At 69.3% G+C, this 21,916-nt stretch carries 29 protein-coding genes and 1 pseudogene; 22 read left to right on the forward strand and 8 right to left on the reverse strand.

All coding sequences use genetic code 11. The features are described 5' to 3' along the window. The first annotated feature begins 14 nt into the window (after window positions 1-14). From AO398_RS00165 to AO398_RS00175, 3 genes are read left to right on the forward strand one after another with little or no spacing between them, the layout of a single operon-like run. Window positions 15-926, forward strand: coding sequence for an MBL fold metallo-hydrolase (locus AO398_RS00165; protein WP_058189995.1), 912 nt, complete (start codon window positions 15-17; stop codon window positions 924-926). Between the two features lie 11 nt (window positions 927-937). Next, on the forward strand, window positions 938-1,324 hold the full coding sequence (locus tag AO398_RS00170) for a rhodanese-like domain-containing protein (protein ID WP_058189996.1): 387 nt from the start codon (window positions 938-940) through the stop codon (window positions 1,322-1,324). Window positions 1,325-1,383: 59 nt separating this feature from the next. Continuing rightward, window positions 1,384-2,088, forward strand: a complete 705-nt coding sequence (locus AO398_RS00175; protein WP_058189997.1) for a sigma-70 family RNA polymerase sigma factor — start codon at window positions 1,384-1,386, stop codon at window positions 2,086-2,088. 140 nt (window positions 2,089-2,228) lie between these two features. Here AO398_RS00175 and AO398_RS00180 read toward each other — a convergent pair whose 3' ends face one another. Next, window positions 2,229-2,483, reverse strand: a complete 255-nt coding sequence (locus AO398_RS00180; RefSeq protein WP_058189998.1) for a hypothetical protein — start codon at window positions 2,481-2,483, stop codon at window positions 2,229-2,231. 329 nt (window positions 2,484-2,812) lie between these two features. Further along, complete coding sequence (locus AO398_RS27990; RefSeq protein WP_152997355.1) at window positions 2,813-3,028, reverse strand: hypothetical protein; 216 nt, start codon at window positions 3,026-3,028, stop codon at window positions 2,813-2,815. Window positions 3,029-3,327: 299 nt separating this feature from the next. Here AO398_RS27990 and AO398_RS00185 point away from each other — a divergent pair, with 299 nt between their 5' ends. Further along, window positions 3,328-4,041, forward strand: coding sequence for a DUF6065 family protein (locus AO398_RS00185; protein WP_058189999.1), 714 nt, complete (start codon window positions 3,328-3,330; stop codon window positions 4,039-4,041). Window positions 4,042-4,082: 41 nt separating this feature from the next. Here the strand turns inward: AO398_RS00185 and AO398_RS00190 are convergent, their stop codons facing one another. Beyond that, complete coding sequence (locus tag AO398_RS00190) at window positions 4,083-4,478, reverse strand: hypothetical protein (protein WP_058190000.1); 396 nt, start codon at window positions 4,476-4,478, stop codon at window positions 4,083-4,085. A gap of 295 nt (window positions 4,479-4,773) precedes the next feature. Between AO398_RS00190 and AO398_RS00195 the strand changes: the two genes are divergently transcribed. Further along, window positions 4,774-5,025 (forward strand): hypothetical protein, encoded by a 252-nt coding sequence (locus AO398_RS00195; RefSeq protein WP_058190001.1) that lies wholly within the window; start codon window positions 4,774-4,776, stop codon window positions 5,023-5,025. On the opposite strand, the gene AO398_RS00200 is transcribed toward AO398_RS00195, so the two are convergent. From AO398_RS00200 to AO398_RS00210, 3 genes are all read right to left on the reverse strand, one after another. Further along, window positions 5,026-5,721 carry a VIT family protein gene (locus AO398_RS00200; RefSeq protein WP_058190002.1) on the reverse strand — a complete coding sequence of 232 codons (696 nt, stop codon included), beginning with the start codon at window positions 5,719-5,721 and terminating at the stop codon, window positions 5,026-5,028. A gap of 5 nt (window positions 5,722-5,726) precedes the next feature. Continuing rightward, on the reverse strand, window positions 5,727-6,272 hold the full coding sequence (locus AO398_RS00205) for a cytochrome b (protein WP_058190003.1): 546 nt from the start codon (window positions 6,270-6,272) through the stop codon (window positions 5,727-5,729). Between the two features lie 367 nt (window positions 6,273-6,639). Next, window positions 6,640-7,500, reverse strand: a complete 861-nt coding sequence (locus AO398_RS00210; RefSeq protein WP_058190004.1) for a DNA starvation/stationary phase protection protein — start codon at window positions 7,498-7,500, stop codon at window positions 6,640-6,642. A 248-nt stretch (window positions 7,501-7,748) separates the two neighbouring features. Here AO398_RS00210 and AO398_RS00215 point away from each other — a divergent pair, with 248 nt between their 5' ends. The 14 genes and pseudogenes from AO398_RS00215 (at window position 7,749) to AO398_RS00280 (ending at window position 17,528) form a co-directional block, all read left to right on the forward strand. Further along, on the forward strand, window positions 7,749-7,979 hold the full coding sequence (locus tag AO398_RS00215; RefSeq protein WP_058190005.1) for a hypothetical protein: 231 nt from the start codon (window positions 7,749-7,751) through the stop codon (window positions 7,977-7,979). After that, window positions 7,922-8,302, forward strand: a pseudogene (locus tag AO398_RS00220) (efflux RND transporter permease subunit); the annotation flags it as partial. The gene AO398_RS00215 and the pseudogene AO398_RS00220, both read left to right, overlap by 58 nt. Window positions 8,303-8,306: 4 nt before the next feature. After that, complete coding sequence (locus AO398_RS00225; RefSeq protein ID WP_058190007.1) at window positions 8,307-8,861, forward strand: hypothetical protein; 555 nt, start codon at window positions 8,307-8,309, stop codon at window positions 8,859-8,861. 67 nt (window positions 8,862-8,928) lie between these two features. Then, window positions 8,929-9,195 carry a metal-sensing transcriptional repressor gene (locus tag AO398_RS00230; protein WP_058190008.1) on the forward strand — a complete coding sequence of 89 codons (267 nt, stop codon included), beginning with the start codon at window positions 8,929-8,931 and terminating at the stop codon, window positions 9,193-9,195. 10 nt (window positions 9,196-9,205) lie between these two features. Continuing rightward, window positions 9,206-10,537, forward strand: a complete 1,332-nt coding sequence (locus tag AO398_RS00235; protein ID WP_058190009.1) for an MFS transporter — start codon at window positions 9,206-9,208, stop codon at window positions 10,535-10,537. Window positions 10,538-10,787: 250 nt separating this feature from the next. Then, the gene (locus AO398_RS00240; protein ID WP_058190010.1) at window positions 10,788-11,225 is read left to right on the forward strand and encodes an EamA family transporter; all 438 of its coding nucleotides are present in this window, start codon (window positions 10,788-10,790) and stop codon (window positions 11,223-11,225) included. A 71-nt stretch (window positions 11,226-11,296) separates the two neighbouring features. Then, window positions 11,297-11,956 carry a response regulator transcription factor gene (locus AO398_RS00245; RefSeq protein WP_058190011.1) on the forward strand — a complete coding sequence of 220 codons (660 nt, stop codon included), beginning with the start codon at window positions 11,297-11,299 and terminating at the stop codon, window positions 11,954-11,956. Further along, window positions 11,953-13,242, forward strand: coding sequence for an ATP-binding protein (locus AO398_RS00250; protein ID WP_058190012.1), 1,290 nt, complete (start codon window positions 11,953-11,955; stop codon window positions 13,240-13,242). Before AO398_RS00245 ends, AO398_RS00250 begins: the two co-directional genes overlap by 4 nt. 92 nt (window positions 13,243-13,334) lie before the next feature. Further along, complete coding sequence (locus AO398_RS00255) at window positions 13,335-14,108, forward strand: hypothetical protein (RefSeq protein ID WP_058190013.1); 774 nt, start codon at window positions 13,335-13,337, stop codon at window positions 14,106-14,108. Between the two features lie 74 nt (window positions 14,109-14,182). Further along, window positions 14,183-14,587 (forward strand): hypothetical protein, encoded by a 405-nt coding sequence (locus AO398_RS00260; protein ID WP_058190014.1) that lies wholly within the window; start codon window positions 14,183-14,185, stop codon window positions 14,585-14,587. A gap of 58 nt (window positions 14,588-14,645) precedes the next feature. Beyond that, window positions 14,646-15,401: a hypothetical protein gene (locus AO398_RS00265; RefSeq protein ID WP_152997356.1), complete on the forward strand. Its 756-nt coding sequence runs from the start codon at window positions 14,646-14,648 to the stop codon at window positions 15,399-15,401. Window positions 15,402-15,431: 30 nt separating this feature from the next. Further along, a complete protein-coding gene (locus AO398_RS00270) occupies window positions 15,432-16,208 on the forward strand; it encodes a hypothetical protein (protein ID WP_058190016.1) in 777 nt (258 codons plus the stop codon). A 279-nt stretch (window positions 16,209-16,487) separates the two neighbouring features. Next, window positions 16,488-17,222: a phosphatase PAP2 family protein gene (locus AO398_RS00275; protein WP_058190017.1), complete on the forward strand. Its 735-nt coding sequence runs from the start codon at window positions 16,488-16,490 to the stop codon at window positions 17,220-17,222. A gap of 90 nt (window positions 17,223-17,312) precedes the next feature. Continuing rightward, window positions 17,313-17,528: a hypothetical protein gene (locus tag AO398_RS00280; protein ID WP_058190018.1), complete on the forward strand. Its 216-nt coding sequence runs from the start codon at window positions 17,313-17,315 to the stop codon at window positions 17,526-17,528. A 735-nt stretch (window positions 17,529-18,263) separates the two neighbouring features. Here the strand turns inward: AO398_RS00280 and AO398_RS00285 are convergent. After that, window positions 18,264-18,938 carry a Crp/Fnr family transcriptional regulator gene (locus AO398_RS00285; protein ID WP_058190019.1) on the reverse strand — a complete coding sequence of 225 codons (675 nt, stop codon included), beginning with the start codon at window positions 18,936-18,938 and terminating at the stop codon, window positions 18,264-18,266. Window positions 18,939-19,152: 214 nt separating this feature from the next. On the opposite strand from AO398_RS00285, the gene AO398_RS00290 reads away from it, so the two are divergent. The 3 genes from AO398_RS00290 to AO398_RS00300 are packed head-to-tail and all read left to right on the forward strand — an operon-like array spanning window position 19,153 to window position 21,113. Beyond that, the gene (locus AO398_RS00290; RefSeq protein WP_058190020.1) at window positions 19,153-19,953 is read left to right on the forward strand and encodes a pentapeptide repeat-containing protein; all 801 of its coding nucleotides are present in this window, start codon (window positions 19,153-19,155) and stop codon (window positions 19,951-19,953) included. A 44-nt stretch (window positions 19,954-19,997) separates the two neighbouring features. Further along, window positions 19,998-20,387, forward strand: coding sequence for a thioredoxin family protein (locus tag AO398_RS00295; RefSeq protein ID WP_058190021.1), 390 nt, complete (start codon window positions 19,998-20,000; stop codon window positions 20,385-20,387). A 6-nt stretch (window positions 20,388-20,393) separates the two neighbouring features. Continuing rightward, window positions 20,394-21,113, forward strand: coding sequence for a cytochrome c biogenesis protein CcdA (locus AO398_RS00300; protein ID WP_058190022.1), 720 nt, complete (start codon window positions 20,394-20,396; stop codon window positions 21,111-21,113). Between the two features lie 94 nt (window positions 21,114-21,207). Here the strand turns inward: AO398_RS00300 and AO398_RS00305 are convergent, their stop codons facing one another. Next, a complete protein-coding gene (locus tag AO398_RS00305; protein ID WP_058190023.1) occupies window positions 21,208-21,678 on the reverse strand; it encodes a hypothetical protein in 471 nt (156 codons plus the stop codon). Window positions 21,679-21,916: the final 238 nt, after the last annotated feature.

Genomic DNA, 21,916 nt, shown 5'->3' on the forward strand with positions numbered 1-21,916 from the left:
GAAGGAGGAGATCCATGTCGAACCAGACCGTCGGCCCCTTGCGCGGGCATCCCATCGTGACCGGCTTCCACGACGAGCCGACCGGCAGCATCCAGTACGTCGTAGCGGACCCCGGGACGAAGCGCTGCGCCATCGTCGATCCGGTGCTCGACTTCGATCCGAAGTCCGGCGCGACCGCGACCCGGTCCGCCGACGCCCTACTCGCCCACATCGAGCGTGAGGGCTACACGCTGGAGTGGATCCTCGACACGCACCCGCACGCCGACCACTTCTCTGCGGCCGGCACCCTGCACGACAAGACCGGTGTCCCGACCGCCATCGGCGAGAAGGTCGTCGACGTGCAGCGGCTCTGGAAGGGGCTGTACAACCTGCCGGACACGTTCCGGACGGACGGTTCGCAGTGGTCCCGGCTCTTCGCCGACGGCGAGCGCTTCCGGATCGGCGACCTCGACGTCGAGGTGATGTTCACGCCGGGCCACACCATGGCCTCCATCGCCTACCGGATCGGCGACGCCGCCTTCATCCACGACACCCTGTTCATGCCCGACAGCGGCACGGCGCGGGCGGACTTCCCGGGCGGCAACGCGCACGCCTTGTGGCGCAGCATCCAGCGCATCCTGGCCCTGCCGGACGACACGCGGCTGTTCACCGGGCACGACTACCGCCCGGGCGGACGCGCGGCGGCCTGGGAGAGCACGGTCGCCCGGCAACGGGCGGAGAACCCGCACCTCGTCGAGACCCCGACCGAGGAGGCGTTCGTGGCGATGCGCGAGGCGCGCGACCGCGCGCTGCCGATGCCCAAGCTCATCCTGCACTCCCTGCAGGTGAACGTCCGCGGCGGGCGCCTGCCCGAGCCCGAGGCGAACGGCCGCCGCTACCTGAAGATCCCGCTCGGCGCCGGGGCCGGCGCGGCGTGGGGCGAATGACGGAGTTCACCATGGCAAAGATCAGCGCGAAGGACCTTGTGGCGCAGGCCAACCGGGAGGTGGAGACCCTGTCGGCCGAGGAGGCGCTGGCGCGTCTCGGCCAGCCGGACACGGTGCTCGTCGACGTGCGCGAGGGGGAGGAGTTGGCCAAGACCGGCAGGATCGCCGGCGCCGTTCACGTCCCCCGCGGCTTCCTTGAGTTCCAGGCCGATCCCGCAAGCCCGACCCATCGGGCCGAGCTCGGCGGGGGCAAGCGCCTGATGCTCTACTGCGGTTCCGGCAACCGCTCGGCCCTGGCCGCCAAGTCGCTCGACGACATGGGCCTCGGCCCGGTCGCGCACGTCGCCGGCGGCTTCCCAGCGCTGGCGAAGGCCGGAGCGACCGTCGAGCCCGCCTGAATGCGTCAGGCTGCGCCCGTCGCCGGGCGTGGCGCGGCGTCCATTGGAGACCACGATCCGTGACCGAGACATCGCCCGTCGCCGAGCCGAAGGCCGCGCCGGTTGACGGCGGCTGCCGCAAGGCGGCCATCGCTTCCCACCTCACCGGGCCGCTGCGGGACTATTTCGCCCTCGCGGAGCAGGCCCCGATGCCGCCGAGGCTGTCGGCCCTCGTCGGGCGTGTCGAGGCCGCCCTGGCGGAATCGGGCCAGAGGCTCGCCGACAGCTTCCGCGCCGACCTCATCCGCGGCCTGCCGATGCTGCGGACCTTCGCCGTGTCGCTGTGCGGAAACGAGGCGCGGGCGGACGACCTCGTCCAGGAGACGCTGGTCCGCGCCTGGGCGAACCGGACGCGGTTCACGCCCGGCAGCAACTTCACCGCCTGGACCTTCACCATCCTGCGCAACCAGTTCTACAGCGAGATCCGCAAGTCCAAGCGGGAGGTCGAGGACGGCGACGGGGCGCACGCGGCCACGCTGCAGGCACTCCCGGACCAGGAGCATGCGGTCACCCTCGGCTCGGTGATGAACCTGATCGGGACCCTGCCGCCGGCCCAGCGCCAGTCCCTCCTCCTCGTCGGGGCGGAGGACTTCACATACGAGGAGGCCGCGGCCCGCCTCGGCTGCCAGGTCGGCACCGTCAAGAGCCGGGTGAGCCGGGCGCGGAGCTTCCTCGTCGAGGCCCTGGCGCGCGATGCGAGGTCGCTCGGCTTCGTGGAGGCTTAGGCCGAAACCACGCCGATCCGGCCACACGGTCGAGAAGTCAGATCCGCCTGGGCTTCGTTCGGAGGCCGGCTTACCGTGATCACTTACGGCCGGCGGCATCAAGGCTGGCGCGGTCGAAATCCCGACCGCGCCGCGCCGGATTACATGCGATGGTGGCGGTGCATGTGCCGCATCACGTGCCCACGGTGATGATGGTGCCGCATCATGTGGCCGTGACGGTGATGGCGCATCATCCGGTGGTGATGGTGGCCGTGCATCCGGTCCATGCGGACGGAGACCACTTCCGACGGTGCGCTCACCGCGCCAGGCAGGCCGGGCGCGGCCGAGGCGGAGGGCCCGGCGCCGGCCGCGCCGAAGGCAGCAAGGACGGCGGCGACGAGCAGGGTCTTCCTCATGGGCGTTCCTCTCCAGGTTTTGGCGTGCCGGTCAACGCCGGCGGCTCGCTGCACCCCAATGGGTGGGCGGCAACCGTGGAACGGCCAAGCTGAAGGAGCCGTTCCCCACGGAGATTGCGTGTCACGGGGCATGCTTAAGCGCGCGAATGACGGACGGATAACGGGCCGGCGCGACCAGCAGGCCGAAAACGGCGCGACCAACGCCATCGATGCGGTTCGATCGGGTATGAGACCTGCGCCTGGCATGTGGACCACGGCCTCCGGGTAAGGTCGGCAGGTCCTGCTCACCTTTGATAGGTGCAGGACCCGCCAAGTGCAGGGACAGGTCCTTACGGCTTGTTGGCCGGCGCGGGGTTGGTCGTGGCCGGAGGAGGCGCGGGGTTTGCCGGTGCCGTGGTAGCAGGCGGCGGCGGAGGCGCTGTGTTCTCGGCCTTCTTCTCGTCCTTGCAGGCCGCGAGCGCGAGCATGCCGGCGAGCGGCAGCAGGTAGCGAATTCGCATGGGCGTTCCTCCAGTTTGGCCGTTGTCGGCGGCGAGGAACGTCATCCAAGCGCTTTTCGATCCGGCGCGCTGCCGTCCCCGCCACGAGCCGGGTGCTGGTCAATGATCGGTAAGGTCGTGGTAGGCAACGAGCATCGCCTTCGACTTGAATGGCCAAGCCGACGACGCAAGACGGGCTTTACCGACGGCGCCGATTGCATCGTTCCTACAAGTCGATCGCATCTGGAGCTTCGCCGGAACACTGCCCTGCGAGACGCAACGGAGCGATCACATGCTGGTGCTTCGCGCCGAACTGTCCCTCCGGTCCCCTATCTTCCGGAACGACATCGAAGGGATGGTCGAGAATGCGACAGGTGAAGGTCAGGCTGATGGAGCCGGGTCTGCGCCCCCGGCGGACACGCTTGGAAATCCCCGGCTGGGCAGGCGATCCCGAGCCCCGCACGGACGGCTCGCAGGAATATGCCTGGCACTGCATCCCGTTCTCGGAGGCTGCCAAGGGCGGCATCGAGCTGTTTTACCCCTACGACGCCGAGTTGCGCGTGAGCACCCGGGACGGAAAGCTGCTCTTCGAGGGCGACTACGCCGAGCCCGGCGGCCCAGGGCCGCAAAGGCCGCCGTTCCGGAGCTTCGGTGAAGCCTACTACACCTACCAGATCCTCATCGACCTGAAGGTGGAGGAAGGTTGGGCGATCAAGACCGAGACCCACCCGCGGTTCTACACCGACCGGACCGGGACCGTGCCGGTGGCGGTGCCGGCACTCATCCGGCACTGGTGGCCGATGATGTACTTCATGGTTTTCAAGGCCCCGGACGAGGGTCGCACCCACGTGTTCCGGAAGGACGAGCCCTTCATGCAGGTGTCGGTCGTCCCGGCCGAGACCGATTTCGAGCTCGTGCCCATGTCGGAGGAAGAGGCCGCCGAGCGCGAATTGCAGTCGCGGCGCATCTACGCCAGCCGCGAGACGCTGGCGGTAGATTCGCAATGGACCTCGGCCACCCACACGGTCTTCGACGGCACCTACCGGCGCATCTTGGGCGCCACCAAGGGCCCGCGCTAGGGACGGGCGGGGTGGACACCATCCACCCCGCCGCAGCGGGCTCAGTACCCGTAGGGCACGAAGTAGCCGTGATGGTGATGGTGGTGATGGTGGTGGTACCGCCGGTAGTACCGGTGGTGGTGATGGTGGTGGCGGTGGCGGTAGAACGGCGGATAGAAGCCGGGGTGATGGTGATGGTGGTGGTGATAATAGTATTGCGCCTGCTGGACCGTGGCCTCGCCCTCGGAGGCGGGCGCTAGCAGTTCGGCCTTGGCTCCGGCCTCGTCGGACTGCTTGAGGAGCGCCACCGCGTCCGGGATGGGCTTGAGCAGGTCGGCGTAGCTCTCGACACGCATCGCCGCATCGAGGTTGGCCGGGGCCGGCATCGCCGCCTGTGCCGGATCGGCGGCCGCGAGCAGGGTGACGGCCCCGATCAGGCCAGCGACTGTCTTATCCATCGACGGGTTCCTTCCTTGGACGGCGCGACCCGCTAGCGGAGCACCGCGGACGGAAGCGCCGCCTGAAACATCACCCACCTCAAAGCCGTTCCGGTTTGCCTTCCTCCAGGCAATCACTTCTCCGGCATGGGCATCGAAGTGCTTGCCAGCACTCGCCATTGCCAAGGCTGATATTGGGTGAAATGAATTTTAGTCGATTGCCTGAGTTGCTCAGTTGCTGCATCCTGCGCAACTACGGCATTGCATCCTCGGTGCAACGTGCGGCGAATCCCTGCCGCGTTTCGAGGAGACGACGATGTCGGGACGTTGGCGGTGGGCGTTGCTGATCCATTTCGCGGTCGCACCCGCAGCCTTGGTCCAGCAACCCGCGGTGTCACCGGACGCGCCGGCATCCTTCGTGGAGCCAACGGACGCCGCGCACCGGCACTGCTCCGGCTCATGCCTGAAGACCGGCGCCCTGCAGTGGTTCTGCCGGCCCGAGCAGACCTGTTCGCTCGATTGCGCGACCGCCCCGCCGAAGATGCACTGCCACGACCCGAAGCCGTGATCAGACGGCCTTGCCGACCAGGCTCCCGATGCCGGCGGTGACGGCCATGGCCAGCACGCCCCAGATCATCAGCGGCGCCGTGGCCCGGGCGATGGGGGCACCGCCCGCCTTGGCACCGAGGGCCCCGAGAACGGCCAGGAACACCAACGAGGCCCCCGAAACCGTGTAGACCGCGAGGTTGCCGGGAGAGAGCGCCGCGGTCGCCAGGGGTAGTGCCGCGCCGGCCGAGAAGGTCGCCGCCGAGGTCAGCGCCGCCTGGACCGGCCGGGCCGTCGTGACCTCCGAGATGCCGAGCTCGTCCCGGGCGTGGGCGCCTAGCGCGTCCTTGGCCATCAGCTGCTCGGCGACCTGCAGGGCGAGCGCATGGTCGAGGCCGCGGTCGACGTAGATCCGCGCCAGTTCCTCCCGCTCCGCGGCCGGGTCGTCGGCAAGTTCCTGACGCTCCCTAGCGAGGTCCGCCTGCTCGGTGTCGGCCTGGGAACTCACCGAGACATACTCGCCGGCCGCCATCGACATCGCACCCGCCACGAGGCCGGCGCTCCCGGCGACGAGGATCTCGCTGGTCTGCGCGGCCGAGGCCGCGACCCCGACGATCAGGCTGGCGGTGGAGACGAGGCCGTCGTTGGCGCCGAGGACGGCGGCGCGCAGCCAGCCGACGCGGTCGATCAGGTGCCGCTCTGTGTGGACGGGACGCATGGTCGTCAGGATCTCGGAGGAAGCATGCGCCGCAAGACGGCGTCGTGCCAGAGGTAGTGGTGCACGAGGGCGGCAACCGCGTGGAACAGGGCGAGCGCCATCAGGATATTGGCGGCGAGCCCATGCCAGTGCGTGAGCGACCGCCGCCACTCCGGGTCGCCTAGTTGCGGCAGGCTGATCGGGCCGAGGGAGACCCCGCGCACGAAGGCATTGGCAATGCCCAGGCTGACGATGACGATCAGCAGGGCGTAGAGTGCCGCATGGGTCGCCTTGGCCAAGCGGTGAAGGGGCCCCGGGTCTTCAACCGGCAGGTCGCGGCCCCCGGCCCTGCGCCAGACGAGGAAGGCGACGATCAGACCGGTGAGGACGAAACCGAGGTCGAAGTGGGCCGACCAGATTCCAGAGCGCAGGGCTCCCTTGGGGACGAGGTCTTCGAGAAAGGTCCCGACCAGCCACAGGCCGATCACGAGCACGGCGGTCAGCCAGTGCAGCGCGATGGTGCCACCGTCGTATCGCGCCGCCGGGCGCATCGTGTCGTGGGGTACCGCCATGGTCGAGGTCCTACCTACGCCGGTGATGCTGCCGGAGGATGACGGTCACCGTCGACCGAACGAGCCGGGGCGATGGCTCGCCTGCCCTTGGAGGTAAGGAACCACAGACCCTCGGGGTCCCGGCTCGAAAGCCTCGGCCGGATCAGTCCTCGCTCCCGCAGGGACCGGATCGTTCGCATCTCCCACGGCTTGGGCGTGACGAGCGGCCCATCCCGATCAAGCCGGACGAGCATGGCCCGCTGGCCGGGCGTGAGGGGAGGCTGAGGCGCCGTTCGATCCGGTGAATGCATCTCTTGTTTAGAACTAATATAAACTAGACCCAGGTCAAGGGCCGGCCCCGCATCTCGTGATGCGAGGCCGGCCCTTGTCAGGGCTTGGAGGGCGCCTGGGCCGGGGCCCGCTGGCCCTGCAGGTCGACCGGCTTGTTGTCGTTGAGGTCCCAGCCGGTGTTCGGGTCGGTGTGCGTCCGCTGAAGCTGGGCGCGCATCTGCCACTGGTACTTGGCGATCCCGTGCTCGACCTCCTGGAGCAGGTTCGAGGTGGTCGGGTCGACGTCCTCGGTCGTCTTGATGGCCGCGTGCACCTCCTCGCCGACGCGCTTGTAGGCGTTGGTGAACCACGCGAGGATCTGGGCGTCGTCGAGGAACCCGCCGGGGATCTCCGGCACGCCCGAGGTCTTCACGATGGTGTTGGCGCGCCCGTCCGCCGAGACGCCGACGGCCAGGAGCCGCTCCGCGATGGTGTCGGCGTACTTCGACAGGCCCTCGTAGTGCTCCTGCAGCAGGAGGTGCAGCGGGTAGTACAGGGTGCCCGATGCGTTCCAGTGCGCCTGCTTCGTCTGCAACTGCAGTTGCTGCAACTCGGTCAGGGTCTGCTGGAGCGCAGCGACGTCCTTCCTCATGCCGTCCTCGCCGGCGCCGAAGTCGATGACGGGCTGGCGGCTGACCTCGTTCGTCGGGAAGGCCCCGACGGGCTGACGGCTCGTCACCTGGGTCTGCGAGGACTGGCGCACGCCGTCTGTCTTGGCGTCGGACGATTGGGAAGCCACGGGCGGCGTCGCCGTGGTCTCCTGGGCGACCTGCATGCGAGCGAAGATTTGGGTGGCGGACGGGGCGGCCGCCTTCGCGGGGCCGGACGCGGCCGGGGCGGCCTCGCGGGCCAGGGCAGGCGAGAGGGCGGTCGAGGCCAGCAGGAGCGTGGCCGTGAGGGCATGGATCGGACGGGTCATCGAAGCCTTGGGAACGCTGCATGGAGGAGGTCCGGCACGCCCTCTGGCGGCTTGCGGACCCAGCAGGGACGAATTCGGCGCCCCCCTCGTTCCGGAATGAACACGAATTTACGAACCGGGGATGCTTCCCCCGCTTGCCGCCATACGCGGTCTTGGGCAGGCATCGGATCGCTTTCGGGGGACCGTTCGTTGCTTGGCCCTGTTCACGCTCGTGCTTCCGGGCGGTTTCGCCCGACGGAGGCAAACCGATGATGTCCACGCGGCGCTACGAGGTGCGGCTGGCCACCCGCGACGGACGCCGGGTCCTGACGGCGCGCGCGGAGCGCGAGGTCGCGCTGATGGCCGAGTCGGTGATGCGGCGCTACGGGGACGACATCCTGGACGTGGGCTTCTCTGTCGTGTCTCCCGAACCGGCGGCGAGCCGGCGGCCGTCGGGTTCATTGCCCTGTCCGGGGTGGCCGTCCTCAACGGCCTGGTGATGCTGACCTACATCAAGCAGCTCATCGCGGAGGGCCGGCCGAGGCGGGAGGCCATCCTGGAAGGAGCCATGACCCGGCTCCGCCCCGTGGCGATGACGGCGCTCGTGGCATCGCTCGGGTTCGTGCCCATGGCGCTCGCCACCGAGACCGGGGCCGAGGTTCAACGGCCGCTCGCGACGGTTGTCATCGACGGCCTCATCAGCGCGACGCTCCTGACGCTGGTGGTCCTGCCCGCCCTCTATGCCCGGTTCGCCAGGACCGGATCGGCCGAAACCCCGGTCCGAGCTCCGGAGGCCCCGGCGCACCTCAGGGCGGCGGAGTGACCCGATGCCTCGCCGTGCAGCGCTCGCACTCGCCCTCGGCATGACCGCTTGGACCGGCATCGTGGCGGCGGCGGACGCCTCGGGCGAAGGCGCGCCGTTCGGCCTCGTCTGGGGGCCGGTGGACCGTATCGCGCCGCCGTCCATGGTTGACCGCGAGGCGAACCTGACCGGGCTGTTCTACTTCCATGACCGTCCGCTCGCATCGGGCCCGGACACCGCCGAGGTCATCCTCGTCGTCTGCCAGGAACAGGGCCTGCAGCAGGTGGTCTGGGTCGGTCGGCCGCTCGACGACGTCACCGCCGCTTCGGCGTGGGAGAGGATACGGCGGGAAGGCATGCGGCGTCACGGCGAGCCTCGGACGGGGCCGGGGGCGAACGTCCTGGAATGGCCGGAGGCGCGGACCACCCTGGCGATGCGCTTGGCGGCAGACGGCACCCGCACGCTGGTGATGACCGTTTCGGGCCCGCGGTTCGCGGCATGCTCGGACGTGCATCGCGCCGCCACCGGCCATCCGGCCGAGGCCCACGTCGCGGACCTCCTCGGCGCGACCGGACCGTAAGGGCGCCGTGTCGGGCATGCTGCATCCGACGATTGAAGCATCCCCTCCAGGGGGATAGGATGACGGGATCGAACACGCCTCCCACCCTGACATCGTCAAGCGCCTGAAGCGCGCCCACGGCCACCTCGCCGGGGTCATCGCCATGATCGAGGAGGGGCGCCCCTGCGTGGAGCTCGCCCAGCAACTGCACGCCGTCGAGAGCGCCATCACGAACGCCAAGCGCGTCCTCATCGAGGACCACTTGGAGCACTGCCTCGCGGACGGCGTCGGACAGGGAGGCAAGTCCGCCAAGGACGCCCTCGCCGAGTTCAAGCTGCTCGCGAAATACCTGTGAGGCGCGCCCGATGCTGAGCGTCCTCGCCCACCGCACCTATCGGCACCTGTTCGCGGCCCAGGTCATCGCGCTGATCGGGACCGGCCTGCTCACGGTCGCCCTCGGCCTGCTGGCGTTCCGGATCGCCGGGGACCGGGCCGGGACGGTGCTGGGGACCGCGCTCGCCATCAAGATGGTGGCCTACGTGCTCGTCGCCCCCGTCGCCCAGGCCCTCACCGGCCGGCTGCCCCGCCGCGCGTTCCTGGTGGCCACCGACCTCGTCCGGGCCCGCATCGCGCTGCTCCTGCCCTTCGTCGACCAGGTCTGGCAGGTCTACGTCCTCGTCTTCGTGCTCCAGTCATGCTCGGCGGCCTTCACCCCGACCTTCCAGGCCACGATCCCCGACATCATGCCGGACGAGCGGGACTACACCGGGGCCCTGTCGCTCTCGCGCCTCGCCTACGACCTGGAGAACCTGCTCAGCCCGACCCTGGCGGCCCTGCTCCTGACCGTCGTGCCCTACAACGCCCTGTTCGGCGGCACCGTCGCCGGTTTCCTGGGATCGGCGGCGCTCGTTGTCTCCGTGACCCTGCCCGCGGCCCGACCGGTCGACCGGCAAGGCGGCGTCTACGACCGGACGACACGCGGCCTGCGGATCTACCTGGCGACGCCACGTTTGCGCGGGTTGCTTGCCCTGAACCTCGCGGTCGCCGCGGCCGGGGCCATGGTCATCGTCAACACCGTGGTGATCGTCCAGGCCCTTCTCGGACGCCCCCAGGACGACGTCGCCATCGCCCTCGGGTGCTTCGGAGCAGGCTCGATGACGGCAGCCCTGGTCCTGCCGCGGGTGCTCGACCGCCTCTCCGACCGCGGGGTCATGCTGCCGTCGGCGGCCTTCCTCGGCATCGTCCTCGTCGGGGTTGCGATCCTGACCCGGGGCGGGGCCATCGGCTGGCCCGTGCTGCTCGGGACCTGGCTCGCCCTCGGGATCGGTTACTCAGCGGCCCAGACCCCGACGGGACGCCTGTTACGCCGCTCGGCGAGCCCCCAGGACCGCCCGGCGGTGTTCGCCGCGCAGTTCGCCCTATCCCACGCGGCGTGGCTGGTGACATACCCGCTGGCGGGCTGGCTCGGCGCCGCCGCGGGGATGCCTGCGACCCTGGCGGCGCTCGGCGTCCTGACCGTCGCGAGCGTCGCGGCGGCGGCCCTGCTCTGGCCCGCCTCCGATCCGGACGTCGTCGCGCATGCCCACGGAGACCTCGATCCGTCCCATCCCCATGTGCATGGGGCCGGCCACGGTCGGCATGCGCACGCCTTCGTCATCGACGACTTGCACCGGCAATGGCCGGCCAAGTTAGGCTGAGAACCGCCCATCGAGGGATGGAAGGGACAGAGCTTCGATGCCGTCGCCCATCGCGACGCCAGTGCGCCGGTCCATTCGGGTCCCGTGCCATGGTCCCGTCGGACGGGGATGCATCCGGCGAAGCGACGTTCAACACGACGCCCATCCGGCGTTCATCGAGAGTGGGCGTACCGGACATCGATCACCCGGCAGCCTATCGGAGCGCCTTCATGGCGTAACCACGGCCGGTCATCCTCGAAGGAAACATGACATGAAGTCGCTTCTGGGATCCTGGCAGCTGTGGGCCCTGCTTTCGGCCGCCTTCGCGGCGCTGACCGCGATCTTCGCCAAGGTCGGCGTCGAGAACGTCAATTCCGATTTCGCCACCTTCATCCGCACGGTCGTCATACTCTGCGCGCTCGGCGCGATCCTGGTGGGCACCGGCCAGTGGCAGCCGGTAGGATCGGTCTCCGCCATGACCTACCTGTTCCTGGTCCTATCCGGCCTTGCGACCGGGGGATCATGGATCTGCTACTTCCGCGCCCTCAAACTCGGCGAGGCCAGCCGCGTGGCGCCGGTCGACAAGCTCAGCGTCGTGCTGGTGGCCATTTTCGGGGTTATCTTCCTCGGCGAACGGCTGTCAGCACCGAACTGGCTCGGCGTCGCGTTCATCGCCGCCGGGGCGGTGCTCGTGGCCTATCGGGGCTGAAGCCCCAGGGAGGGAAGCGTCTTCGTTCCATTCATGACGAAGGCTCGCAGGGAAGCCGACCGGACCGAACGATGCGCGTGCTGTTGATCGAGGACGACCGGATGATCGGCGAAGGGCTTTCGCACGGCCTCGCGGCGGAAGGCTATTCCGTCGATTGGGTTCGCGACGGCAAGGCGGCCGAGACCGCCCTGCGCAACGGCGGCCATGCACTCGTCCTGCTCGACCTCGGCTTGCCGGGCGGGGACGGCCTCCGGGTCCTCCGGTCCGTCCGGGCGGCGGGCATCGACACGCCAGTGCTCATCGTCACGGCTCGGGATGGCCTCGACAGCCGCATCGCCGGCCTTGACCTCGGCGCGGACGACTACTTGGTGAAGCCGTTCGAGATGCGCGAGTTGCTGGCGCGTATGCGGGCCATCCTCCGGCGCCGGGCGGGCCGGGCGAGCGCCCGGCTCGTCGCCGCCGACACCGAGCTCGATACCGAGACCCACGCCCTGTCCCACGCCGGAACCGTCGCGGTGCTCTCCGCCCGCGAGTACGCCCTCATGCATGCCCTGATGGAGCGCCCGGGCCGCATCCTGTCGCGAGGCCAGATCGAGGAACGCATCTACGGATGGGGCGAGGAGGTCGAAAGCAACGCCATCGACGCCATCATCCTCACGATCCGCCGCAAAGTCGGCAAGGGCGCCGTCCTCAACGTCCGTGGCGCCGGCTGGATGGTGCCCAAGTCATGAGGGCCGTCTCCCTGCGCCGGACCGCGCTCGGGTGGATGACCACCCTCCTCGCCGGCATCGGCCTCGCTGCCATGCTCACGGCCTATGTCCTTGCACGGGGCGAAGCGGCCGACTTCCTCGACGGGCAGTTGCGGCAGGTCGCCCTCAACGCCGGTCCCGGGCTACCGGACGCCGATGCGGACGCCCCACCGGCCGCCGACCAGGATCCGGAGGACCAGCTCGCCGTCACGATATGGAGGGATGGGCAGCTCCTGCGCAGCGACCGCGGCGTCGACGTGAACCGGCCCGAGCGCACCGGCTACGCCGACGTCGTCATGGGCGGGGAAACCTGGCGCACCTACGCGACTGCCAACGGCACGACGATGGTCCGTGTCGCGCAGCGCGAGGTGCTCAGGACCGAATTCGCGCGGCACGCGGCGCTCGGGGCGTTGGCCCCCTTGCTGCTCCTGATCCCGCTGTCGTGGATCGTCGTCGGATGGGCGATGGACCGGGTCCTCGGGCGGCTCGACCATCTGGTGCAGGATCTGGCGGGACGGGGCGCAACGGCGAACGGCCCGCTTCCCGCTCTCGGCGTCCCGGCGGAGGTCGCGCCGCTGGTCGAGGCCATGAACGGCCTGATCCTGCGCCTGCAGGCCGCGCTCGACGCCCGGAAGCGGTTCGTCGCCGACGCGGCGCACGAGCTGCGCACGCCGCTCGCCGCGATGCAGATCCAGCTAGGCGCCCTCGACGGGGGGCAGGACGACCGACGCATGGCGCTCGCGGAGGGGATCGCTCGCGCGAGCCGATTGGTGGATCAGCTGCTCCGCCTCGCCCGCCTCGACGACGACATGGCGGATAGTCGTGAGGCCGTGGACCTCGGACAGGTGCTGCTGGACTGCGTCGCCGACCATGTCGTGGTCGCGCAAGGCAAGGATGTCGATCTCGGCGTGGAGATCACGGCGCCTGCGCGTATCCTCGCCGTCGAGGACGAGCTCACGACCCTTTTCGGCAACCTTATCGACAACGCCCTGCGCTACACCCCGGCGGGAGGACAGGTCGACGTGACGCTCGGGCTCCAGGACGGCGAGGCCGGCGGCACGGAGCGCGATACCGGCTGCGGCCTGCCGCCGGGCAGCGCATCGCGCCTCTTCGACCGCTTCTTCCGGGCCGCGCCGCTGGGAATCGAGGGAACCGGCCTCGGGCTCGCCATCGCCCGCCGTGCCGCGGAGCGAAACGGCTTGAGCCTCACGATCGAGAACCGTCGCGACGGGCGAGGTGTGCTCGCGCAGGTCCGTCCGCGGGCCTGAGGACTTCCCCGCGCTGCCCCGGGCCAACGCTCATTCTGCCCTCATTCTGGCCGGCTATCACGCACCCCGGACGATGAGGACGGGAGACGGGAATGAGCGGGATACGGGGCCAGGTCCTGAACAAGGTCCCGGAGGTCACCGCGGCCTTCTGGGCCATCAAGCTCCTCTCGACGACGGTCGGCGAGACCGGCGCGGACCATCTCGCCGTCAACGCGGGCCTCGGCGCGGCGACCACGACCGCGATCACGGCCGTCCTCCTCGCCGGGGCCCTCGCCCTGCAGATGCGTCAGCGGCGCTACGTGCCCTGGATCTACTGGCTGACGGTGGTGCTCGTCAGCGTGGTCGGCACGCAGGTCACCGACATCCTGACGGACAAGCTCGGCGTCAGCCTCTTCGTGAGCACGGGCGTGTTCGCATGCGCCCTGGCGGCGGTGTTCGCCGCCTGGTTCGCGACCGAGGGGACCCTCTCGATCCATGCCATCGTCACCCGCAGGCGCGAGGGGTTCTACTGGCTCGCCATCCTCCTGACCTTCGCGCTCGGCACGGCGGCGGGCGACCTCGCCACGGAAGCGCTCGGCCTCGGGTTCAATCTCGGCGTCCTCATCTTCGGCACGGTCCTGGCCGCCCTTGCGCTCGCCCGGGGCGTCGGCGCGAACCCGGTCTTGACCTTCTGGCTCGCCTACATCGTCACGCGGCCTCTCGGCGCGTCCTTGGGCGATCTTCTCTCGCAGGCCCGGGAGTACGGAGGGCTCGGGTTCGGCACGGCCCAAACCAGCCTCGTCTTCCTCGCAGTCATCGTCGCCCTCGTGGCCACCCTGAGCCTGGTCCCACCGACTCGCGAGCCCGAGGGACGGCGCGGGGCCTGAGTTTCTCCCGCCACGCGGTCCGACCGCCCCTTCTTCCCCCCTGACCTGACACCGCACGAGCCGGAGCGAAGACCATGAGAACCGTAATCCTCGCCGCGGTGGTCGCCGTGATCATCGGGGGTACCGCCGCACCCCTCGTCCTGCTGGCGGTGCAGGACAGCGCCGGTGCGGCACCGTCGACCTTTTCCCGGTCGAGTCTCGGCGACCTCTCCAAATTCCGGACGATCGTCGTCGATGTAAAGGCTCTTGCCGACCGGGGCGACCTTCCGGCCGCGAAGGCGCGCATCAAGGACCTCGAATTGTCCTGGGACGGGGCCGAGGCCGGCCTGAAGCCGCGCGCCGCCGCCGATTGGCACATCGTGGACAAAGCCATCGACGGCGCCCTCGAAGCGCTGCGGGCGTCGCCCCCCGAGCCGGCCGCCTGCCATCGTGCGGTCGACGAGCTCCTCGCGGTCTTCGACCGAATGCAGGCCGCCTGAACCGCCCCCGGCCCCACACAAGGCATTGCCAATGCAAAGCACAGAGCGACCCGCCCCTATGGAACCCGGCAAGGTGCCGGAAGCCACCGCCGGGTTCTGGGCGATCAAGATCGTGGCGACCACGCTGGGAGAGGTCGGCGGCAACGCCGTCGCCCTGACGCTCGGCCTGGGTTATCTCGCGGGTACGGCGATCTTCGGGACCTTGCTCGCCGTGCTGCTCGCCGCGCAGATCCGGGCATCCCGCTTCCATCCCATCCTGTACTGGGCCGTCATCACCGCGACGACGCTCGCGGGCACGACGCTCGCGGACTTCTGCGACCGCTCCCTCGGCATCGGCTATCTCGGCGGATCGCTGATCCTCCTCGCATCGGTCGTCGCGACCCTCCTGCTCTGGAAGCGTACCCTCGGCACTGTTGCCGTGGAGTCGGTGCGAACCCCGCGGGCCGAAGGGTTCTACTGGGCCACGATCATGTTCTCGCAGACGCTCGGCACCGCGCTGGGCGATTGGATGGCCGACGGCACGGGCCTTGGGTACAACGGCAGTGCGCTCCTCATCGTCCTCGCGCTCGCCGTCGTGACGGCCATCCATCTCCGGACGCGCGTATCCCGGCCGCTGCTGTTCTGGACCGCCTTCATCCTGACGCGGCCACTCGGCGCCACCCTTGCCAACTCGCTCGACAAGCCCGCGGCATCGGGCGGCCTGGGCATGAACGACATCACGATCTCCGGGGTGTTGGCGCTCGCCATGGTCGCACTCGTGCTCCTCATCCCGCAGCGTGCTGGCCGCCATGTGGTCGGCGTCGATGCCGCCTGAGGTTTCCCTCCATCCGCAGGATACAGCCCGATGAACGACACCCTCGAACGCACCTTGAGCAAGGTCCCGGAGGTAACTCTCGGCTTCTGGATCATCAAGATCCTGGCCACCACGCTCGGCGAGACCGGCGGCGATACCGTCACCATGACATTCGACTGGGGCTACCTCGCCGGCACCGTCCTGTTCGCAGCGTTGCTGCTCGGCCTCGTGGTCGCCCAGGTCATGGCGAAGCGGTTCAACCCGGTCCTCTACTGGTCAACCATCGTCGCATCGACCACCTTCGGCACCACCATGGCGGATCTCGCCGACCGTTCGCTCGGCATCGGATACACTGGCGGTTCGGCCCTGCTCCTCGCCTGCCTCGCGACGGTGCTCTGGCTCTGGTACAGGTCGGAGGGCACCGTGTCGGTGGACACGGTCTCGACCCCCCGGGTCGAGGCGTTCTACTGGGGAGCCATCACGTTCTCCCAGACGCTGGGGACGGCGCTCGGCGATTGGCTCGCGGACACTGGTGGGCTCGGCTACCAGGGCGGGGCCCTCGTGTTCGCCGCCGCCCTCGCGGTCGTCATCGTGCTGTACTACCGGACCTCGGCTTCGCGTGTCGCGCTGTTCTGGGCGGCCTTCATCCTGACGCGGCCGCTCGGTGCCATGGTGGGCGACTTCCTCGACAAGCCGGCCGCCGCCGGGGGACTGGACCTGAGCCGGCCACTCGCCTCCGCCGTCATCGCGGCCTTCATCGTCGCCCTCATCGTCCTGCTGCCCCAGAGGGCCGGACGGCATCCAGGGTCTGGCGCGACCGCGTCCTGATAACCGGCGCCGCGACCCTGCATCGCGATGCATCGCCGACACGCGAACGACGAGGTGCGACGGGGCGGCGGCGGTTGACGCGACGAACGGAGGGTCCGGCCCCGATCCGCATGGCATGCGGGAGCGCCCTCATCGCGGCCGTCCGGTGCCGCGCGTCGGGCTTGCCCTCGCCCTCGGTGGGTTCTGCGCGCCCGGTGACGGAACGGGGTCGCCGCACCCCGGCATCGCCGCCGTGCCACATAGAACGATGCGACCCCCTTCCACCAGGAACCAGGACCGATGAACCAAGTCGCACCTCACGCCCAAGCGGCCGACGTCGCGCGTCTCGGCAGGAGGGAGATAGGCCTCGTCGCGTCGCTGTTCTGCGTGGCCGCCCTCATCCTCGGCTTTGGCATGCTCGCCGAGGAAGTCATGGAGGGCGACACGTCGGCCTTCGACACCCGCATCGCCCGCTTCTTCCACCCCGTCGGCGCCACGGATGCGATAGGCCCGGCCTGGCTTCAAGAGATGGCCCGCGACGTGACCGCGTTGGGCAGCATGGTCGTGCTCTGCTTCCTTCTGGCGAGCGTGGTCGGCTACCTGCTGCTGATCCGGAAGCGCGGGGCCGCCGTCCTGCTGGTGGGCTCGATCCTCGGAGGAACGGTCGTCAGCTTTGGGCTGAAGCTATTATTCAGCCGGCCGCGACCGGACATCCCTGACGGAATCCGGGTCTTCTCCTCCAGCTTCCCCAGCAGCCATGCCATGCTTTCCGCGGTGACCTTCCTGACGCTCGGTGCGCTCATGACGCGCGTCGCCGCGAACGTTCGCCTGAAGGCGTACTTCACGGGATGCGCGGTCTTCCTCTCGGTCGTGGTCGGGCTGAGCCGGGTCTACCTCGGGGTGCATTACGCCACCGACGTGCTTGCGGGTTGGTGCGTGGGATCCGCTTGGGCGGCGCTTTGCTGGATCGTGGCCCTTTGGCTCCAGCGTCGTGGGCAGGTCGAGAAGACCGGTCTGGCGGAAGGCGGCCGGTAGGCATCTGGGTGCGATACATCGTTCACGCTGGCTGAGAGGAGCGACATCGCAGCCGCGATGATGGGGACGGCAGCAAGCCCAAGGGGGGGAATGCCGTCGACGCCAGCGGTCCTCGGCGCCATCACCATGTCCGGCGTCGCCGCGGCGGCCTGGGCTTGGCCGGCGGCCGACCCGGACGTGATCGAGCACGCCAATGCCGACCTCGAACCCGGGCACCCGCACCTTCACGGGGACCGGCGCCACGCCCACGCCCACGCCTACGTCATCAACGACCTGCATCACCGTTGGCCGGCCAGGGCGGCATGAGTGCCGTTCGATGTCATTGCCGGCTGGGTCGAAAGCCGGGCCTGCCGACCAGCGCAGCGGAAGTCGAATGTTCCGTCAGGCACGCGAGAGGGAGGAGAACGCATCCCGCGGAACGGTCCTGGAAGCGGGGCCATTCCCAAGGCTCGGGTGCCGTCGTTTTCGACGCATCGCCGACAACGACGTGAGAAAGTCCCTTTTCGCCGCCGCCATCCTGGCAACCCTGGGTGCCGCTTCGGTCGCCCCCGTCTCGGCCGCCCCCGGCATGATCGGCGCCGCCGATGCCCCCGACCCCGGTGGCCGAGGTCCGGAGGGACGGCATGCACGGCCATCGCATGGCGGTCCACGGTCACCATCGCGGCCACCGCATGATGCGCCACGGCCATCGCCGCGGCCACATGATGGGTCACCACCGCGGCCATCGCATGCAGTCGGCCGCTCGTCGGGTCCTGGACGTCCCGACGTCGAGTTGGAATACAAGGGCAGGATGCGCCGATGCGTGTCCTGCCCTTCTTCGTACGACGCCACCGTAGGCGACTTCCACAAAGGAACATCGTGATCGAGACGGTACGGCCCGCCGCGGCGACGGTCGAGGAAGGAAGACCGACCGGACGAGGCGACGTGCTTGAGGTGTTCGCGGCCTACCGCAATGCGGGCAGGTGAGCGTGGATCGTAGCTGGGCCGTCGTCATCGTGCCGTCATGGACGTCGGTGGTAGGAGGCGATGGACGCCTCCAAGTCAGTTCGGCTGCCCTGCGGCGAGGGCGGCCCGGTCGAAGACCTGCACCTGCCCGCGTCGGACCTCGACCAGCCCGGCGTCGGCCCATTCCCCCAGCATGCGGCTGACGACCTCGCGCACGCTCCCGACGTCGGACGCCAGTTGCTGGTGGGTCTTCCAGATGATGCCGTCCGCGTCGGCCTCGACCAACAGGCGCCTCGCGAGCCTCTGCTCCAGGGGCGCGAAGGCGACCTCCTCCACCAGGTCGAACACCGCCGACAGGAGCTTGGTGTAGTCGTCGAGGACGAAAACCCTGAAGGCGTCGCTTTCCCGCATCAACTGGCGGAAGGTGTCGGCCGGCAAGGCCGCCAACTCGGTTCGGGCCTCGGCGACGCTCTGCGCCGGAAAACCTCCGCCCGACAACAGGCACTGGGTGGTGAGCACGCAGGTGCCGCCGGCGCCGACCTTGTAGATCAGCATCTCGCGACCGCCCTCGGACATCCGGAACACCCGGGTCCGTCCGTCGATGCACATCAGGTAGTTCGCGCAGGCGTCCTGGAGCTCGTAGGCAATCGCGCCCGCCTCCAGCACCGGGAAATGCACCGTGCCGCGCGCGATCTGAAGGTGGTTGGCGGTGAAGCCCCGGACCAGCGGGAAGCGCTCGATCCAACGCTCGACCTGATGGGCGCTCCGCATGGTCGTCTCCCGGGGGACTGGTGGTCGTTGAATGCCACCATGGCCCTGTTGGTGCGTTATTTTTCCTGAACCCGCAGCCCTCGGTGACCTGGGTCACAGACGGTTGGAACTGCCTTCCATACCACTGTCGTCACTGAACAAAAATCCGTTCGGGCATCGTCGCGAGAAGGCAGAAGCCTTCCGCGGGCCGGGGCGAAACAAACCGGGAGAAACCATGCGCCGCCTCGTCCCCCTTCTGCTCGCTTCCGTCCTCCTTAGCCTGCCGGCCCACGCCGAACAGGACCTGCTCCTGGGCGCCGACATGGGCTCCGCGGCGATGACCAAGGCCGAGATGACCCGGGCCGACATCGAGGCGATGATCGCCAAGGCCGACGGGAAGCCCATCGACCTGTCCGACAAGGCGCTCGCCGGCCTCGACCTTTCGGGCCTGAACCTCAGGGGCGCCAACCTGCGCACCGCCCGCCTCAACAAGGCCAACCTGCGCGGCGCCGACCTGACCGGGGCGAACCTCGAACAGGCCTGGTTCATCAAGGCCGATCTCAGCGGCGCCAAGCTCGTCGGCGCCAAGATGTTCGGCATCACCGCCCGCGACGCGAACCTCAGCGGGGCCGACCTCAGCCGGTCGATGCCCATCGGCGACTTCAAGGGCGCCAACATGGCCGGGGCGACCCTCGTCGACCTCAAGGGCGGCGCCGACATCAAGAACCAGTCCATGGGCCTGATGCGGGCCGTGTTCGTCTCGGTGAACCTCAAGGGCGCCAACCTGAAGGGGGCGAACCTCGGTCGCTCGCGACTGGAATACGCCGACCTCACCGACGCGGACCTCACCGACGTGGTGCTGATGGGCTCCGACCTTTCGGGCGCGAACCTGACCGGCGCGACCGTGTCGGGCGCCGACTTCAAGAACGTCGACGTCAGCGGCGCCCGCCTCGTGTCCCTCAAGGGCCAGGACAGCGCCAGGGATTGGTCGGCCCTCGTGAACGTCGACCGCGCGATCACCCAGGTCTCGAACTGAGCCTCGACTTCCACCCCCAGCCATCCATCACGGGAACAGCATCCATGACCACCCGCCGCATCCTGCTCGCCGCCTTCGCCGTCGCCCCCATGGTGCTCGGCACCGCCGCCGGCGCCGCCGAGATGGCCTACACCCCCACGGCGTTCGAGGCCGCCCAGAAGGCCGGCAAGCCGATCCTGGTCCACATCACCGCCCCGTGGTGCACCACCTGCGCGGCGCAGAAGCCGATCCTTTCGAAGCTCGAAGCCGACCCGAAGTTCAAGGACCTCCAGGTGTTCGACGTCGACTTCGACAGCCGCAAGGACGTGGTGAAGCGGTTCGGCGCGACGATGCAGAGCACGCTGATCACCTACAAGGGCGACAAGGAGACCGGGCGCTCGGCCGGCGAGACCAAGCCCGAGGCGATCACCTCGCTCCTCGACAAGGCGATCTGAACCGCCATGGTCACGAGCCTGGGCCTCGCCTTCCTCGCCGGCATCCTCTCGGTGCTGTCCCCCTGCGTGCTGCCCTTGCTGCCGCTGGTGCTCGGCGCGGCAGCCTCGGAGCACAGGCTCGGTCCGGCGGCGCTCGCCGCCGGCCTCGCCCTGTCGTTCGTGGCGATCGGGCTGTTCGTGGCCACCGTCGGCTTCGCCATCGGCCTCGACGCCGGCATCTTCCGGACGGGCGCGGCCATCATGCTCATCCTGATCGGGCTGGTCCTGATGGTCCCATCCGTCCAGACGCGGCTGGCCGTGGCCGCCGGTCCGGTGAGCAACTGGACCGAGAGCCGGTTCGGCGGATTCTCCACCGCCGGCCTGCCCGGCCAGTTCGGCGTCGGCGTCCTGCTCGGGGCGGTGTGGAGCCCCTGCGTCGGGCCGACCCTCGGGGCGGCCTCGCTCCTCGCCTCCCAGGGACGCGACCTCGGCGTGGTGGCGCTGACCATGATCCTGTTCGGTCTCGGCGCCGCGCTGCCGCTGCTCCTGCTCGGGACCTTGTCCCGCGAGGTGCTGATGCGCTGGCGCGACCGGATGATGGGGCTTGGCAAGGGGCTCAAGGCGGCCCTCGGACTGATCCTCGTGGCCACCGGGCTCATGATCGCCACCGGCTACGACAAGGCGGCGGAGACCGTGCTGGTCAACGCCTCGCCGGACTGGCTCACCGTCCTCACCACGCGCCTCTGAGGCCAGGAGATGCCCGCACCGCGTTCGGCTGCCGCACGCCCGTCGTGCGCGCGCCGCCGGGGACGCTTCCGGCATTCCCGGCGTCACGGCAGGGTCACGCAGCCCTGGCGGTGACCTTCTCGTAAGTGCCCGTCGCGACCTGCTCGTCGAGCTGCGCCTTGAAGTCTGCGATGCCGAGGACCTGGACGGGATTGCCCGCCTCGTCGAGGAACTCGTAGAGGGCATCCTCGATGTTGCGGTTGCTGAAGAACACGATGGCGTCCTCGTCGCCGCCCCCCTCCGTATGCGGGTCGCCGTTCGCCACGCCCGAGACGTAGCTGCCCGTCGGACGGATCTCCTTCAGGGACCCGTCCTCGCGATAGAACCTGAGTTCGCCCTGCATCACGAGCGTGACGTAGGGGCTCCTGTGCCGATGCAGCATCACGCGCTGGTTCGCGGCGAACTTGAACACGACGTCGACGATGCGGTTCTCCTCGTCGACCTTGTAGACGAAGAAGGCGATGTGCGGGAGCCAGTCCAGGGTCCGCCACGTGATGTTGGTCTCGTCGAACATGTGGCTGGGCATCGCGTTTCCTTCCGTTCCCCACGTCCGGCCACTCACGGCCGGAGCACGGTTTTCCGCCGCGTCTCGTGGTAGGGGCAACGTCCTCCATGTCGAATGGATGCGACCGCCCGGGGATCGCGGACCTGCGACGCCAGTTCGAAACTCGATGCTGGCGTCCGGCCCATGGTCGGGACGAGGCAAGGCGGGGGGAGCCCTGACAGAGGTCGAGTTCAGGCGGTTGGGTAAGGCGGTCGGTCAT

Source organism: Methylobacterium sp. GXS13 (assembly GCF_001455965.1).
GTDB lineage: Bacteria > Pseudomonadota > Alphaproteobacteria > Rhizobiales > Beijerinckiaceae > Methylobacterium.

What these genes read in the sequence shown, in the direction of transcription:
- AO398_RS00275 (WP_058190017.1), top strand. Translation starts at nt 16,488, where the DNA reads ATGAACCAAGTCGCACCTCACGCCCAAGCGGCCGACGTCGCGCGTCTC.
- AO398_RS27990 (WP_152997355.1), bottom strand. Translation starts at nt 3,028, where the DNA reads ATGACGTTCCTCGCCGCCGACAACGGCCAAACTGGAGGAACGCCCATG.
- AO398_RS00170 (WP_058189996.1), top strand. Translation starts at nt 938, where the DNA reads ATGGCAAAGATCAGCGCGAAGGACCTTGTGGCGCAGGCCAACCGGGAG.
- AO398_RS00190 (WP_058190000.1), bottom strand. Translation starts at nt 4,478, where the DNA reads ATGGATAAGACAGTCGCTGGCCTGATCGGGGCCGTCACCCTGCTCGCG.
- AO398_RS00255 (WP_058190013.1), top strand. Translation starts at nt 13,335, where the DNA reads ATGAGCGGGATACGGGGCCAGGTCCTGAACAAGGTCCCGGAGGTCACC.
- AO398_RS00295 (WP_058190021.1), top strand. Translation starts at nt 19,998, where the DNA reads ATGACCACCCGCCGCATCCTGCTCGCCGCCTTCGCCGTCGCCCCCATG.
- AO398_RS00200 (WP_058190002.1), bottom strand. Translation starts at nt 5,721, where the DNA reads ATGCGTCCCGTCCACACAGAGCGGCACCTGATCGACCGCGTCGGCTGG.
- AO398_RS00240 (WP_058190010.1), top strand. Translation starts at nt 10,788, where the DNA reads ATGAAGTCGCTTCTGGGATCCTGGCAGCTGTGGGCCCTGCTTTCGGCC.
- AO398_RS00185 (WP_058189999.1), top strand. Translation starts at nt 3,328, where the DNA reads ATGCGACAGGTGAAGGTCAGGCTGATGGAGCCGGGTCTGCGCCCCCGG.
- AO398_RS00235 (WP_058190009.1), top strand. Translation starts at nt 9,206, where the DNA reads ATGCTGAGCGTCCTCGCCCACCGCACCTATCGGCACCTGTTCGCGGCC.
- AO398_RS00300 (WP_058190022.1), top strand. Translation starts at nt 20,394, where the DNA reads ATGGTCACGAGCCTGGGCCTCGCCTTCCTCGCCGGCATCCTCTCGGTG.
- AO398_RS00305 (WP_058190023.1), bottom strand. Translation starts at nt 21,678, where the DNA reads ATGCCCAGCCACATGTTCGACGAGACCAACATCACGTGGCGGACCCTG.
- AO398_RS00225 (WP_058190007.1), top strand. Translation starts at nt 8,307, where the DNA reads ATGCCTCGCCGTGCAGCGCTCGCACTCGCCCTCGGCATGACCGCTTGG.
- AO398_RS00260 (WP_058190014.1), top strand. Translation starts at nt 14,183, where the DNA reads ATGAGAACCGTAATCCTCGCCGCGGTGGTCGCCGTGATCATCGGGGGT.
- AO398_RS00285 (WP_058190019.1), bottom strand. Translation starts at nt 18,938, where the DNA reads ATGCGGAGCGCCCATCAGGTCGAGCGTTGGATCGAGCGCTTCCCGCTG.
- AO398_RS00215 (WP_058190005.1), top strand. Translation starts at nt 7,749, where the DNA reads ATGATGTCCACGCGGCGCTACGAGGTGCGGCTGGCCACCCGCGACGGA.
- AO398_RS00280 (WP_058190018.1), top strand. Translation starts at nt 17,313, where the DNA reads ATGCCGTCGACGCCAGCGGTCCTCGGCGCCATCACCATGTCCGGCGTC.
- AO398_RS00210 (WP_058190004.1), bottom strand. Translation starts at nt 7,500, where the DNA reads ATGACCCGTCCGATCCATGCCCTCACGGCCACGCTCCTGCTGGCCTCG.
- AO398_RS00270 (WP_058190016.1), top strand. Translation starts at nt 15,432, where the DNA reads ATGAACGACACCCTCGAACGCACCTTGAGCAAGGTCCCGGAGGTAACT.
- AO398_RS00290 (WP_058190020.1), top strand. Translation starts at nt 19,153, where the DNA reads ATGCGCCGCCTCGTCCCCCTTCTGCTCGCTTCCGTCCTCCTTAGCCTG.
- AO398_RS00165 (WP_058189995.1), top strand. Translation starts at nt 15, where the DNA reads ATGTCGAACCAGACCGTCGGCCCCTTGCGCGGGCATCCCATCGTGACC.
- AO398_RS00180 (WP_058189998.1), bottom strand. Translation starts at nt 2,483, where the DNA reads ATGAGGAAGACCCTGCTCGTCGCCGCCGTCCTTGCTGCCTTCGGCGCG.
- AO398_RS00245 (WP_058190011.1), top strand. Translation starts at nt 11,297, where the DNA reads ATGCGCGTGCTGTTGATCGAGGACGACCGGATGATCGGCGAAGGGCTT.
- AO398_RS00205 (WP_058190003.1), bottom strand. Translation starts at nt 6,272, where the DNA reads ATGGCGGTACCCCACGACACGATGCGCCCGGCGGCGCGATACGACGGT.
- AO398_RS00195 (WP_058190001.1), top strand. Translation starts at nt 4,774, where the DNA reads ATGTCGGGACGTTGGCGGTGGGCGTTGCTGATCCATTTCGCGGTCGCA.
- AO398_RS00250 (WP_058190012.1), top strand. Translation starts at nt 11,953, where the DNA reads ATGAGGGCCGTCTCCCTGCGCCGGACCGCGCTCGGGTGGATGACCACC.
- AO398_RS00265 (WP_152997356.1), top strand. Translation starts at nt 14,646, where the DNA reads ATGGAACCCGGCAAGGTGCCGGAAGCCACCGCCGGGTTCTGGGCGATC.